Source organism: Peribacillus sp. RS7, from assembly GCF_041956845.1.
GTDB lineage: Bacteria > Bacillota > Bacilli > Bacillales > DSM-1321 > Peribacillus.
Genome location: NZ_CP168135.1, coordinates 1,735,652 through 1,749,600 on the forward strand (window position 1 = coordinate 1,735,652; position 13,949 = coordinate 1,749,600).

Below are 13,949 nucleotides of genomic sequence, written 5' to 3' on the forward strand. Positions count from 1 at the left end.
TAAGAATATGCTTGAAGAAAATGGCGGCACCACAAAAAAAACAGATTAGGGAATTTATCCTAGTCTGTTTTTTCCGATGATATATTGGGTATTAAATATTTATATAGTTTAATGGATTAACAGCATTTGACTTGCTATAATTCCATGCGCCTTTATGTAGCTCAAAGTGTAAATGCTGACCGTATGAATGTCCTGTGTTACCCATGATGCCAATTTGTTGACCTTTGGCAACAACAGAACCTTCGCCTGCTTGTCTAGAACTTAAATGTGCATACACAGTAGTCCATTGCTGACCGCTGATTGAATGGGTAACAAAGACAACGTTACCGTATGTACTTGAGAAGTAAGAACGGCTTACGACTCCGTCGGCTGCCGCTACAACCGGAACCGTTCCACTTGCAGCAATATCGATGCCGGCATGCTGTTTATTCCAACGTTCACCCATTGTTGAAGATACATATCCTGCACTTGGTCTAGTGAAAGTACCTGATGATACAGCTGGCGCTTGACTTACATTAGACGAAACTTGTGAAGATGATGGTGCAGATGATGAACTGTTGCTTTTTGCACTAGATCCTGAAGAAGTGGATTGTTTTTTTGTTTCGGAAGCTTGTGAAGCTGCTTGTGCTGCAGCTTGTGCCGCTTCTTGCTCTGCACGTTTTTTCGCTTCGGCTGCCGCTTTTTTACGAGCTGCTTCCAATTCGGCAAGACGCTGATGCTCTAAGTTGATGGCTGATTTGATAGCTTTTTCTTGAGCAGCAAGATTCTCTTTTTCTTCCTCTAGGCCCATCTTCTCATGTTCATGCTTTTCAGTTTGTTGCTTTAATTTCTTAACCAATGCATCCTTTTCTTGCTTCTGCTGTTTTTGTTGCTTTTGAATTTCCAAAAGTTCAGCTTTTGCCACTTCTAAACTGGCAAGCTTCGCTTCAACGGCATTTTGTTTTTCTTCCAGTTCCTTTTTATCCAGCTCATGCTGCTTTAAAATATCACGGTCGGCTTCTGCAATTGTCGCTACAGCTCCAACACGGTCAACTAAATCTCCAAAACTGGATGATCCGAATAATACTTCAAGGTAGTTCACGTCCCCACCAGTCTCCTGGAAAGAAAGTGCCCTTTCCTTCAATACTTCATTACGTTTGGCGATCCGCTCTTTTAATACTTTAATCTCTTCTTTCAATGCCTCGATTTCTTTTTTCGTTTGTGTAATTTCAGCATTTTTAGCATCTATTTTTTTTGTTGACTCTGCAATTTTCGCTTCAATGGCCGCTATTTGTTCTTCTGCTGTCATTTGCTTATCCTGCAGGTTATCGATTTTCTTCTCCGTGTCTGAAATATTCGATTCAACACCAGAGCGTTTTTCCTGAATGGATTCTTTCTGTTTTTCTAAATCCGAAATCGACTCTGCATAAACCGATGGTGCCGCTAAAATGCTTCCCAACCCAATCATGATGGAGGCATTCATAGCAATGATATTTTTTTTCAACGTTTCATTTCCCCTTTCAATCCCGTTACATTCGGTGCCTTGTAACGTCTCTCTATTTGTATCCGGCTTCTTTTGGCATTCAAGTGTAAAGTTACATTTTTATACTTTCAAGAACTTCCTGACGGACATCAAGCTACCCCATATCCCGATAACGGCACCAATTACAATGAGGATGGCCGAAACTTGATAAATAAACGGATTCGCAGGCAGAAAATCTATGAATTTGAACGTAATCTGTGGTGCTGCATATTTATAAAGATTGTAGTAGAGTACAGCTATCAGACCTATGGGAACGATGGAACCGAGGATTCCCAACCAGAGTCCCTCCAAGAAGAATGGCCAACGGATGAATGTATTCGTTGCTCCTACCAATCTCATGATCTCAATTTCTTTTCTTCTCGCTACAATGGTAATTTTAATCGTATTAGAAATCAGGAACATTGCAGTAAATAGTAAACCAACAATAAGAACGATTCCTATATTTCTCGCAATATTCACGAAGCTGAACAGTTTCTCGACGTAGCCTTGTCCATATTTAACACTTTGGATATACTCAAAGCCTTCAATTTCCTTTGCCACCTTGATGACATCTTGCGGTGATTTCGTTTTGATGATATAAACGTCCCTTAATGGGTTATCCTGTTCAAATGGTTTAAAAGCATCACCATTATCACCTAAATCATCTATTAAATTCGTAAGCTCTTCATCTTTTGGAGAGAAGACCACTGATTCAATGCCGTTCATCTCCGTAATTTTCTTTCCGATAGCTTTTATATCGTCATCATTCGCTGCATTATCAATATGTGCACGAACTTCGACATCTTTCTCCACATTTCCCGCGATATGATTTAAATTCATCATGAGCACTAAAAATACGCCAACCAATGTTAGAGTGACCGTTACTGCACTGACTGAAGCAAACGTCATCCATCCATTACGGCCAATATTTTTAAAACTTTCACGGAAGTGACGGAGCAATGTTCTAAATTTCATATCCGTAATCACCTCGATGTTCATCGCGAACTATTTTTCCACTTTCAATGGCAATGACACGTCGTTTGATATTGTTGACGATGTCCCTATTATGAGTGGCCATGACAAGTGTTGTTCCGCGTTTATTAATTTCTTCAAATATGTTCATGATTTCCCATGATGTTTCAGGATCAAGATTCCCTGTAGGCTCGTCGGCAATGACCACCTTGGGATCATTTACGATCGAACGGGCTATCGCAACCCTTTGCTGTTCCCCACCAGATAATTCGGAAGGCAGCATTCTAGCTTTATGTTTAATGCCAACCAGATCAAGAACTTCCATGACTCTCTTTTTGATTTCTTCTGGTTCCTTTTCGATAACTTCCATGGCAAATGCTACATTTTCATAAGCAGTGAATGTTTGAAGGAGTTTAAAATCTTGGAATACCATACCGATATTACGGCGGAATAGAGGAACTTTCGAATTGCGGATACTTGGAAGGCTAAGGCCATTGACCAAAATATTACCGCTTGTAGGCTTTTCTTCCCTATACATCATTTTGATGAAAGTCGATTTTCCGGCACCACTGGGACCCACTACATAAACGAACTCGCCTGGCTTTATTTTCACGTTGATTCCATTAATGGCAATTACGCCATTTGGATATGTCTTTTTCACATCTATCATTTCTATCATTCTAAAACCACCTAATTTGCTTGTATTATCATTATGTACTACAGCTTTTTCGACAATTTTCAATTAAATCTGACAGGAATTTCTCTTACTTGAGCACAGAAACATTATAACATCATATTTTGTCAAATTAAGCTTAAAAAATATTACAGTTTCATTTCAGTTAGACATATATCAACATCATATGTAATATTTCAAGGGTTTAATTGCTTGATAAGGGATTGAATGTGAGTTGTTTCGAGGTTTTAAAGGAGGCTAAAAAAACGTCCTGCTGACAACAGAACGTTTCGTTAATATTACTTATGTCCAGCAAGCCATTCTGCGACCATGCTCGCTTCCTTGCCCTGAAGTATACCTTTTGGCATACCACCTTGGCCATTCTCGATGACTTTTTCGATGTCTGCTTTTGATAGCTTCGAACCGACCTTCGTTAAATTCGGTCCTACGCCGCCTTCAAGATTCACTGCATGACAACTTGAACATTTGTTTTCGTAAATTTTCGCGGCATCACCAGCACCTGCCGTTGTCGTTTCATTATTTTCACTTGCAGGCTCTTTATCTGCAGCATCATCGTTCCCACCGCATGCAGCCAACGCCAAAGAAGTACCCAAAACTAAGGCTAACCATTTCATTTTCATTGAATTTACCCCCTCTGATTTATACCAGCACAAGAACATTATACCAATTTCAATCCCGTTTAAAACCCTCTCCAAGTACCTCAGATGCGTCCATTACAATTACAAACGCTTTAGGGTCAACGAGTTTCACCAATTGTTTCAATTTGGTGAATTCCGACTGATCTATTACGCACATTAAAATAGGACGAGTATCATCCGTATAGCCGCCATACCCGGATATCCCTGTTACACCCCGGTCCAGCTCATGTATGATAGCATCCCTTACTTCCATTTCTTTATTCGTGATTATCAGTGACATCTTTGAACGGTTCAACCCAACCTGGACGAGGTCTATCGTCTTACTTGTCACATATAATCCTATTAATGCATAAAGCCCTTTTTCAATATCAAAAACAATGGCAGCACTTAAAACGATGATTCCATCAATGACAGCCACACAAGTCCCTAATGACAGGTGGGTATACTTATGGAAAATCTGTGCCGCTAAATCGGTCCCCCCTGTAGAACCCTTCCCGCGAAAGACAATCCCCAGCCCAAGTCCGACCATAATCCCTCCGCAAATCGAACCAAGCAATGCATCATTCGTCCATGCATCCCAATCCTTTGTCAGAAATACCACTAAAGGCAAGAACAAGGTTCCAATCAGGCTTTTGGCTCCGAAATGTCTTCCCAGGATGATAAGCCCCGCAATGAACAAAGGGATATTAAACCCCCACAGTACATAGGCCGGCTCCCAACCGAGAGTTGAATCCAGAATCGTGCTAATCCCACTGACACCGCCAGATGCAATCTGGTTAGGCAACAGGAATACATTAAAACCAATGGCAATTATGGCCGAACCGACAATTACCAATCCATACTCCATTAACTTTTGCAGAAAAGGGTGCTTCGGCTCCCGGTATCTTTTCCTCATTCCATATTGTCTCCTCAAACCATCGTTATTATCTAGTATTGGCCGAACGAAGCATAGCATCCCTTTTCATATCCTGTAAATGTCAGCCAGATCGTTCAGGGAGCCCCATGCATAAGAAATCACAAAAAAAGCCGGACCGGGAATCCGGTCCGACTTTTTTGTGATTTCTTATAATTTTGAACGTAAATACGCATCAATGAACATATCGATATCTCCATCCATGACAGCTCCCAAGTTTCCGGTCTCCGCACTAGTACGGTGATCTTTAACCATGGAATACGGGTGGAAAACGTAAGAACGAATTTGACTTCCCCAGCCAATTTCCTTTTGCTCACCACGGATTTCATCCAAATCCGCTTGTTGCTGTTCAATTTCACGTTGATACAATTTGGCTTTCAGCATATTCATCGCTTGGGCCTTGTTTTTGATTTGAGATCTCTCATTTTGGCACGTTACCACGGTATTAGTAGGTAAATGTGTGATCCGGACTGCCGAGTCAGTTGTATTGATATGCTGTCCACCTGCACCACTTGCACGGTACGTATCGATTTTCAAATCTTCCGTGCGGATTTCAATATTGATCGTCTCATCAAATTCCGGCATGACTTCACATGAAACGAATGAAGTATGGCGTCGTCCTGAGGAATCGAAAGGAGAAATACGGACAAGACGGTGCACTCCTTTTTCCGCTTTCAAATAACCATAGGCGTTATGGCCTTTGAAAAGTAAAGTGACACTCTTGATACCAGCTTCATCACCTGGAAGGTAATCAAGGGTTTCCACTTTAAAGCCTCTTTTTTCACCCCATCTTGTATACATACGAAGCAGCATGGAACCCCAATCCTGGGACTCCGTTCCGCCTGCACCTGGATGCAGTTCAAGAATGGCATTTTTCGAGTCATATTCTTCACTTAGTAAAAGTTGAAGTTCAAAGTCATTCATCTTTTGTGAAAGGATCGTGATTTCTTCTTCCAGCTCTGCCAAAAGTTCTTCATCATTCTCCTCTTTCACTAGTTCATATGTCAAATCCAGATTTTCATATGATTCATTCAGATCGGACAATTGATTGACTTGTTCTTTCAGAGCATTCGTTTCATTTATGACAGTCTGTGCTTTTTGCTGATCATTCCAAAAATCGGGATGTGTCATCTCATTTTCAAGCTCTGCGATTCGTGCCTCTTTTTCATCTAAGTCAAAGAGACCCCCTAAAGTCCGTTAATCGTTGCGCTGTCCGTTCAAGTTCATTTCTTATTTCTGCTAATTCCATTTCTCTTCACCTCATTAGTATGTTAAAAAAATCCCTGTAGAGGGATTCACTTCACAAATAAACCTCTTCAAACTATATGCAAATATATTGCTTTATGCAAACTAAACATAAAAAGAGGCGGCAAGCCTTACACTTAACCGTCTCATAATCATTATACACCTAATTTCAGCCTAAATTGCCATGGCAATTCTTATATTTTTTACCGCTGCCGCAAGGACATAACGCGTTTCGGCCAACGTCTTCCTTTTTACGGGCAGGGGCTTTTTTCACTTTTCCCCCGTCTTCTTCCTTCGGATTGACCGCTTGTCCTTTTATGACTTCCTTCCGCTCTAGATTGTTGCGGATTTCAGCCTTCATGATGTATTTTGCGACTTCATCTTCCATAGAAGCAATCATGGCTTCAAACATCGCAAAACCTTCTGATTGATATTCACGAAGTGGATCGATCTGGCCATAAGCACGAAGGTGGATCCCTTGGCGCAATTGCTCCATTGCATCAATATGGTCCATCCACTTACTATCGACTGCACGAAGAACGATTACTTTTTCGAATTCACGCATTTGTTCTTCAGATAGCTCTTCTTCTTTTTGGTCATAGTTTTCTTTCACTTTCGCTAAAATGAATTCAACCAATTCCGCTTCATTTTTTCCTTCTAGATCATCTACAGTGATGGAACCTTCATTGAATAGGTTACCATTCAGGTAATCGACAAGGCCTTGTAAATTCCAGCCTTCCTCATCGCCCATTGGTGCAAACGCGACAACATTGCGCTGGATGGATGCCATAATCATCGTTTCGACGATTTCACGTAAGTTCTCACTTTCCATTACATCGAAACGCTGCTTATAGATGATTTCACGTTGTTGACGGAGAACATCATCATATTGCAGTAATTGCTTACGTGAATCGAAGTTATTGCCTTCGACTCGTTTCTGTGCGGATTCAACGGCCCTCGTCACCATTTTACTTTGAATTGGCTGGGAATCATCCATTCCAAGGCGTGCCATCATGCTTTTCATGTTATCGGAACCGAAGCGGCGCATCAATTCATCTTCCATTGATAAATAGAATTGAGTGACCCCTGGGTCCCCTTGACGGCCGGACCGACCACGCAACTGGTTATCTATACGCCTGCTTTCATGACGTTCCGTACCGATTACAGCAAGGCCACCAAGCTCCTTGACACCTTCACCAAGCTTGATATCCGTACCGCGTCCTGCCATGTTCGTAGCGATCGTGACTGAGCCTTGATTACCTGCATTCGCAATGATTTCCGCTTCACGTTCATGGTTCTTTGCATTCAAAACATCGTGAGGGATTCCTTTTTTGGATAAATAGGCAGAAATGACTTCCGATGTTTCGATGGCAACCGTACCGACAAGCACTGGCTGACCCTTTGTATAACGTTCGGCGATGTCTTCCACAACAGCCTTGAATTTCCCATCTGTTGACGCGTATATAAGATCTGCCCGGTCATCCCTGACGATATTCCTGTTTGTCGGGATCGCAATGACATTCATATTATAGATATTGCGGAATTCCTCTTCTTCCGTTTTGGCTGTACCAGTCATACCGGAAAGCTTTTCGTACATCCTGAAATAGTTCTGGAATGTAATCGTCGCAAGAGTCATGCTTTCATTTTGAATCTCAAGGCCTTCTTTCGCTTCGATCGCCTGGTGGAGACCTTCACTATAACGGCGGCCCTTCATCAAACGGCCAGTGAATTGGTCAACGATGACAATCTCGCCATCCTGGACTACATAATCCACATCCAAATGCATGGAAACATGCGCCTTCAACGCCTGATTGATATGATGATTCAATGTAACGTGACTAATATCGAACAAATTATCGATATTAAACGCTTTTTCAGCTCGGTTCATCCCATCTTCGGTCAGCTGAACGCCTTTTGTCTTTTCATCATACGTGTAGTCCGTATCTTTTTGTAACGTTCTCACAAACGCATTGGCTTGGATATAAAGCTGGGCCGATTTTTGTGCGGAACCGGAAATGATCAAAGGCGTTCTCGCTTCATCGATCAAAATCGAATCGACTTCATCAATGACAGCAAAGTGCAGTGGACGCTGTACCATTTGCTCTTTATATAACACCATATTGTCACGCAGGTAATCAAAACCTAACTCATTATTCGTGCTATACGTAATGTCGGCATTGTACGCCTCTTGTTTTTCTTCTTTAGAATGACTGTTCAAATTCAATCCGACGGTCAAACCAAGGAAATCATACAATATCCCCATTTCGGTGGCATCACGGTGTGCCAAGTATTCATTGACAGTAACGACATGTACACCTTTACCAGTAAGTGCGTTTAAATAAACCGGCATGGTGGATGTTAATGTTTTACCTTCCCCTGTTTTCATCTCGGAGATATTTCCGTCATGAAGGGATGCCCCGCCCATGATTTGAACACGGTAAGGATATAACCCTAAAGCACGTTTTGCCCCTTCACGCGCAACCGCAAAAGCCTCAACGAGCAAATCATCCACGGTTTCCCCATTTTGATAACGCTCTTTAAACTCACCAGTTTTGGCACGCAACTGTTCATCCGATAACGCAGCCGTCTCATCGGCCAGCGCTTCGACCTGATCAGCGATTTTTTCCAAACGTTTGATTTCTCGCTTATTCGGATCAAAAACTTTATTTAATATATTAAGCATTCAATAACGCTCCTCTATTATGGTTATGATCGTTCAATGACAAAATTCATATAAATTAAGAAGAAACACACCTTCTATTATGACTAATCCACGCTTAATTTTACCACTTCTATCCTAGAGGTACAACTTCATGTCACTACCGTTCCTATCGACCCGAATTCAATTCTTGTGAAAAACAATGGATAAATGAGGAGTAAAACTGTTAAAATAAAAGGAAGTATATAAAATATATAGCAGACTCCCCTCTATTTCCAAATGCAAAAGAGAATTTCCCATAACCTTCCATCACTAGATGCTGTGTCATCCCTAGCGATAGCATGTCAAGGTAATCCAACCTTACAGGCTTCATGTTTTGAATGATAAGGTGGGCTACTGAAACTTATTAGCAGAAGATAAATAGAACATGTTTCGAGGTGGTATTGATGATTGGTGAACGTGTAAAAAAACTGCGAGAAGAAAAGAAAATGTCGATGACCGAACTCGCCGATAAAGCAGGCGTGGCAAAGTCTTACTTAAGTTCCCTCGAGCGGAACTTACAAACGAATCCTTCCATTCAATTTCTTGAAAAAATCTCCACCGTACTCAACATTCCTGTCGATGCCCTACTTTACGATGCACCGAATAAGGAAATCTTGGACACTGATTGGATGAAAATTGTTGAAGAGGCTATGAATTCCGGTGTTTCAAAACAACAATTCAGGGAATTCATCGAGTTTAATAAATGGAGAAAAGATAAAGAAGAATAGAAGTGCACTAGTCTACCTACATAATCCTGAAGAATACAGCTTGAATAAGCAAGACTCGCTAGAATGGAAGAATAAACCCTATAAACAGCTAATGGGTTGAATCACTGTTTATAGGGATGTTCTCATCTTTTCGGTACTTATCTTCCATCGTTTTCCTCTGATGTAACCTCAAGGCTTTTCCGTTCAAAAAAAGCTATAATTTCCTCTTTTTTGAAACCCAAGCTCCTTGCTTCTGAAATCAACTTCACCCATTCTGGATCCATTTCCACATTAGCCACCTCTTCTACCTCCTAAAATACTCTTTGTATTTCAGGCAGACCAGCCATCATAGTCTTAAGGACCTTAGACCTGTGCCTTTGCGCCCTCATCTTTCAATAGGTTGCCTTTGCCGTGGTACTTATTACCAAATACATTACTTATAATCATATTATAACGGATACCCACTCCATATATTGCTATTTTATGTCGGTAATCTACCAAAATGCAAAAACTTTCATCCGACAAAATATTACAATATTATGAAAATTAAAAACCTAATTCATTTTTTATCATATGCAATAGTCAATTTCGCTTTTTTATATAATAGTAAATATTTCTCTTCTTAATCAATCGATGGGGCGTATCAATTCTCTCTATTGTAAGTGCGTCCGTGCTTTTTGCACAGTTAAGTCCTTGCCGCAGGTCGGACAAAGCCACTTTCCATATTCCGCACTGCTAAAAGAAGCCCTATGGCATGTATGGCAATTCTTCCGATACAAAAAACCCCTCTGCACCTTTAGCCAATTGTTTTTCATAATAAACTAACCGTTCTTTTTAAAGAACTAACAAATTTAGTATAGCCCAAAAGATAGTGGTGATTTTATAGGTACAAATAATTACTTTATCTCATTAAAGAACGAATTTCGTTCTTTAAAATGAAACTCAAATTACTTTCTATTTTTTAAAGAACAAAACTTTTATACTTTCCAATTCATATAAATATAAAAAATGTTATCAACTGCCAACGAATATGTTGGTAATCTACCAAAATGCATTAAAAAAGCACAACCCAGAGGCTGTGCTTTTGATCTTAGATTCATAATTAACTAGGTTCAATTAATCCGTAGCGTCCATCTTTACGACGGTACACCACGTTCGTTGTGTTGGTATCCGCATTCGTATAAACGAAGAAACTGTGACCAAGCATATTCATTTGTAAAATCGCTTCTTCACTGTCCATCGGCTTTAAATCAAAGCGCTTATTGCGGACCACTTCAATATCGTTATCGTCTTCGAATTCATCCACCACTTCGTCAACTTCCGTATTGAAGGCGAATGCCTCGGGCGTCGTTGATATGTTGTTCCGGTATTTACGATTGACCTTCGTTTTATGTTTACGAATTTGGCGTTCAAGCTTATCATTGATCAAGTCAATGGCAGCATACATATCCGCATTTTCCTCTTCAGCGCGAAGAACCAAATTCTGCATAGGAATCGTCACTTCGACCTTTGATGTATTATTGTTCACTTTCAAATTCACTAACACATTTGCATCTGGTGTATTGTTAAAATATCGTTCTAACTTGCCAATTTTCTTTTCGACGTATTCTCGAATTGCTGGAGTTACCTCAATGTTTTCACCGCGTACGTTGTAATTCATAAAGTGAGTCCTCCTTAAATTAAGACTATACAGTTAGATTCTACAATACCCCTCCGGTTCCTTTTGGAAACACATCATGAAATATGTCGAAATTATGAAACAATTGTCGGAAGGTTTGGAAAGGGTTGATGTCTGCCCTAACTCCATTATAACAAATGTAATGCCATAAAGAAAAAATTAAGACCATATTATTTACAGAAAATTTAAAAATATTTAACATAAAAACCGTTTGGGATCCAAACGGTTGGGTAATCAATTTCTTTTATCGTAGAACATGCCATCTACTGATAGACTCTCATACGGGTTCGTGTATTTATTAGAAGATTTTTTCTTCTTATTTATTTCCTGGATATCCCGCTGTATTTCCTGCTTTTGGAGCTTCAGCAAGTGATCGACCTTTTGGTTAAGCAATATGGTTGCACGGCCTAGCTGTTGCTCTTCACCAGTAAAAGGCGGTTTGACTTCTGAAAGAAGTTCATCTCGCTGATCAATCAGCTGTGTGGCCCTTTCTATTTTATCATCACGTTCTGCAATCGTCCGGTCTTCCAGAACACCAAGTAATTCAGCAGTCAAATCATGAAAGGTTTGAATCAGCATTACACTTGACCGCTTTGCGTAAATTGTTTTTTCCGGTTCATCTGAATAACTTCCTTCCAAGTATTCCGGAATTCAGTAACAAGTCCCTCCACCTCTTCCAAGGCAGCAACATCATTTTTCAAATTCGCATCTATCAGACGGCGATTCATGAAATCATACAGACTCATCATTTCTTTGGATACTTCCACATCCATATTCAACGTCACCATCAATTCGTGGATAATGTTTTGCGCCTTGATGATGTTCGTATTCCTCGCTTCAATATTACCAGCTTCAATGGCTTTTTTCCCAAGCACGATGAACTTCAAACAGCCATTATACAGCATTAATGTAAGCTCGCCAGGAGATGCTGTATTGACTGAATTTTGTTGGTACGATTGATATGGATTATTTATCGCCATATTTAACTTCCTTTCCACTTACCTTAACTAAAATAAGAAGCTAACGATGCACTTTGGCTGTTTGCCTTTTGAATCGCTTTTTCCATAGCCGTGAACTGGCTGTAGTAACGTGATTCCAATTTCGTTAACTTTGCTTCAAATGTTGAAATTCGGGTATCCAATCCGTTAACCAATTTCCCAATGGTAAACGAGTTATTAACATAGCCAGCCTTCCCTGCTTTTTCAGTTATCACCTTCATGGATGATTGTATATCATCCCTTAATCGGCGGGCGAGGCCTTTGTCGATCTTTTCCGATCCATTGGCCATGAACATATCATAAATCGCATTGGGATCCTCACTAATGGCTGCCCGGAGCTTGTCCTCATCAATCGTTAATTTACCGCCCTCGAGGTAATTCTTTGTTGTGGTAATTCCCAAACTGCTAAGACTGTTTTTTCCTGTGATCCCATCGACCGAGGTGTACAGAGATGATCTCATCGTAGTTAAAAGACTTTTTAATGTCGAATCGCTTTTTAACGTTCCGCTCTTCGCTTTTTCCTCCCACAGCTTCACTTCATCTTCCGTCATTGCCTTCTTTTGCTCGGTTGTTAATGGGGTAAAGGAGCGATATTTCGCTTCACCCGTTTTATCCTGAACCTTTTTAATGATTTCATTATATTTATTCACAAACTGAGTGATCGTGTCCAAGATGGCATCAACATCAGCTGTTGATGAGAATGTAACGGTATCCGTCGTTTTCTGCTTTACCGTTATTTCCGCTCCATTAACCTGAAACGTATTCGAAGGTCGGGAAATTTCCAGGCCATTATAAACAATGGATGCATTTTCCCCTATTGAGCCGCCAGCCCCCTCATTGTTACTGCTCATTTTTAACATATTGAAAAAATCTCCGGTGCCCCCCAATTCAATTTCAGGGCGGTCTTTAACATCGCCGGTATTTTTAGCAGTGATGGAAAACTGCTGGGAATTTTCATCAAAAAATAAAGTCACTCCCGAGTTAGCATTGATTTTATTGATGACACTCTCTAACGTGTCGTCCGCATTAAGGGTAAGCGTATACGGTTTTTCCACTGTTACTCCATCTTTTACTTCCGTATCAAAACCGCCATCTTTATTGATGGCCAGTATCGTAATTTCTTGAGGTGTCTTGAAGCCCAATTCCGATAGTTTCTTTTTGGAGTCAGTAACAGCTGATTTCTCCGTACTTGTCATGCTTGCTGCTTTAGCAAGTCCATTCACTTGTATATTCCCGGAAAAATCACTGGTCGAATTCACATTTTTCACTGATATTGCATCTGGATTCGATACCGACACCTTCTTTTTAATGAAGGAAGACTGCTTCCCGATTCCATCACGAATGAGCGTATCCAATTCTGATAAAGATGTATTCAACGAGCGGTAATCATCCCGCTGCCACTCGGAATACTGCTTTTTCTGTGCTAATTTATCCAATGGCACCCGTTCTGCCTGCATCATACTCTTAACTAGCTCATCAATGTCCATTCCACTTGCTAAACCACTGATTCGTACCAAAATTGATCACCGCCTATATTTTTTCATCCACCATGATCCCAACAAACTCCGTCATTGCCGCGTAGAAATCCAACAACTTCTTAGGAGGGATTTCCCGAATCGTCTCATCCGTTACGTCATCCACAACCTTGACATAATACTCATTCAGCTTCAAATGATACTCAAAACGAACGGCCGTATGTGTTGGATCCAGGAAAGTGTTCAAACTATCCACCACTTCTTGCACCTTTTCTTTTGAAGGCTGATTGGATTCTACACTTTGTTCAGAATAGGCAACTGTATTGATTTCTCTTTGATAGTAGGAACTGATTCCCTCTGAGATGGCTATTCTAAGTTGTGAGGAAAGAATATTCGTGGACAAACTCTCCAGCATCTAAATAGCCTC

Annotated in this window: 14 protein-coding genes and 1 riboswitch; of the genes, 1 reads left to right on the forward strand and 13 read right to left on the reverse strand. The window is 40.5% G+C overall.

Features of this window, described 5'->3' with window-relative positions; all coding sequences use genetic code 11:
• Positions 1 to 91: 91 nt before the first annotated feature.
• The 7 genes from ACDZ29_RS08980 to secA form a co-directional block, all read right to left on the reverse strand.
• On the reverse strand, positions 92 to 1,483 hold the full coding sequence (locus ACDZ29_RS08980; RefSeq protein WP_289326969.1) for a murein hydrolase activator EnvC: 1,392 nt from the start codon (positions 1,481 to 1,483) through the stop codon (positions 92 to 94).
• 99 nt (positions 1,484 to 1,582) lie between these two features.
• Positions 1,583 to 2,476, reverse strand: a complete 894-nt coding sequence (ftsX, locus tag ACDZ29_RS08985; protein ID WP_289326970.1) for a permease-like cell division protein FtsX — start codon at positions 2,474 to 2,476, stop codon at positions 1,583 to 1,585.
• Positions 2,466 to 3,152, reverse strand: coding sequence for a cell division ATP-binding protein FtsE (gene ftsE, locus ACDZ29_RS08990; protein ID WP_061141190.1), 687 nt, complete (start codon positions 3,150 to 3,152; stop codon positions 2,466 to 2,468). Before ftsE ends, ftsX begins: the two co-directional genes overlap by 11 nt.
• A gap of 293 nt (positions 3,153 to 3,445) precedes the next feature.
• Complete coding sequence (gene cccB, locus ACDZ29_RS08995; RefSeq protein WP_375090692.1) at positions 3,446 to 3,787, reverse strand: cytochrome c551; 342 nt, start codon at positions 3,785 to 3,787, stop codon at positions 3,446 to 3,448.
• 49 nt (positions 3,788 to 3,836) lie between these two features.
• Complete coding sequence (locus ACDZ29_RS09000) at positions 3,837 to 4,652, reverse strand: YitT family protein (RefSeq protein WP_375091121.1); 816 nt, start codon at positions 4,650 to 4,652, stop codon at positions 3,837 to 3,839.
• A gap of 216 nt (positions 4,653 to 4,868) precedes the next feature.
• A protein-coding gene (prfB, locus tag ACDZ29_RS09005) for a peptide chain release factor 2 (RefSeq protein ID WP_289326973.1) occupies positions 4,869 to 5,967 on the reverse strand; the annotation gives its coding sequence in 2 pieces (ribosomal slippage) (positions 4,869 to 5,903 and positions 5,905 to 5,967; 1,098 coding nt in all).
• Positions 5,968 to 6,132: 165 nt separating this feature from the next.
• Complete coding sequence (secA, locus tag ACDZ29_RS09010) at positions 6,133 to 8,646, reverse strand: preprotein translocase subunit SecA (RefSeq protein WP_375090693.1); 2,514 nt, start codon at positions 8,644 to 8,646, stop codon at positions 6,133 to 6,135.
• 422 nt (positions 8,647 to 9,068) lie between these two features.
• On the opposite strand from secA, the gene ACDZ29_RS09015 reads away from it, so the two are divergent.
• Entirely contained in the window at positions 9,069 to 9,392 is a 324-nt protein-coding gene (locus tag ACDZ29_RS09015; protein ID WP_289326975.1) for a helix-turn-helix domain-containing protein, read from the forward strand.
• 137 nt (positions 9,393 to 9,529) lie between these two features.
• Here the strand turns inward: ACDZ29_RS09015 and sinI are convergent, their stop codons facing one another.
• From sinI to flaG, 6 genes are all read right to left on the reverse strand, one after another.
• A complete protein-coding gene (sinI, locus tag ACDZ29_RS09020) occupies positions 9,530 to 9,670 on the reverse strand; it encodes a DNA-binding anti-repressor SinI (RefSeq protein ID WP_375090694.1) in 141 nt (46 codons plus the stop codon).
• 31 nt (positions 9,671 to 9,701) lie between these two features.
• A riboswitch (cyclic di-GMP riboswitch) is annotated at positions 9,702 to 9,786 on the reverse strand.
• A gap of 687 nt (positions 9,787 to 10,473) precedes the next feature.
• Complete coding sequence (hpf, locus tag ACDZ29_RS09025; protein WP_289326977.1) at positions 10,474 to 11,031, reverse strand: ribosome hibernation-promoting factor, HPF/YfiA family; 558 nt, start codon at positions 11,029 to 11,031, stop codon at positions 10,474 to 10,476.
• A 252-nt stretch (positions 11,032 to 11,283) separates the two neighbouring features.
• On the reverse strand, positions 11,284 to 11,628 hold the full coding sequence (locus ACDZ29_RS09030) for a flagellar protein FliT (RefSeq protein ID WP_375090695.1): 345 nt from the start codon (positions 11,626 to 11,628) through the stop codon (positions 11,284 to 11,286).
• Positions 11,628 to 12,029 carry a flagellar export chaperone FliS gene (gene fliS, locus ACDZ29_RS09035; RefSeq protein ID WP_289326979.1) on the reverse strand — a complete coding sequence of 134 codons (402 nt, stop codon included), beginning with the start codon at positions 12,027 to 12,029 and terminating at the stop codon, positions 11,628 to 11,630. Before fliS ends, ACDZ29_RS09030 begins: the two co-directional genes overlap by 1 nt.
• Before the next feature lie 23 nt (positions 12,030 to 12,052).
• On the reverse strand, positions 12,053 to 13,564 hold the full coding sequence (locus ACDZ29_RS09040) for a flagellar hook-associated protein 2 (RefSeq protein WP_375090696.1): 1,512 nt from the start codon (positions 13,562 to 13,564) through the stop codon (positions 12,053 to 12,055).
• Positions 13,565 to 13,577: 13 nt separating this feature from the next.
• A complete protein-coding gene (gene flaG, locus ACDZ29_RS09045) occupies positions 13,578 to 13,937 on the reverse strand; it encodes a flagellar protein FlaG (RefSeq protein ID WP_375090697.1) in 360 nt (119 codons plus the stop codon).
• Positions 13,938 to 13,949 lie beyond the last annotated feature (12 nt).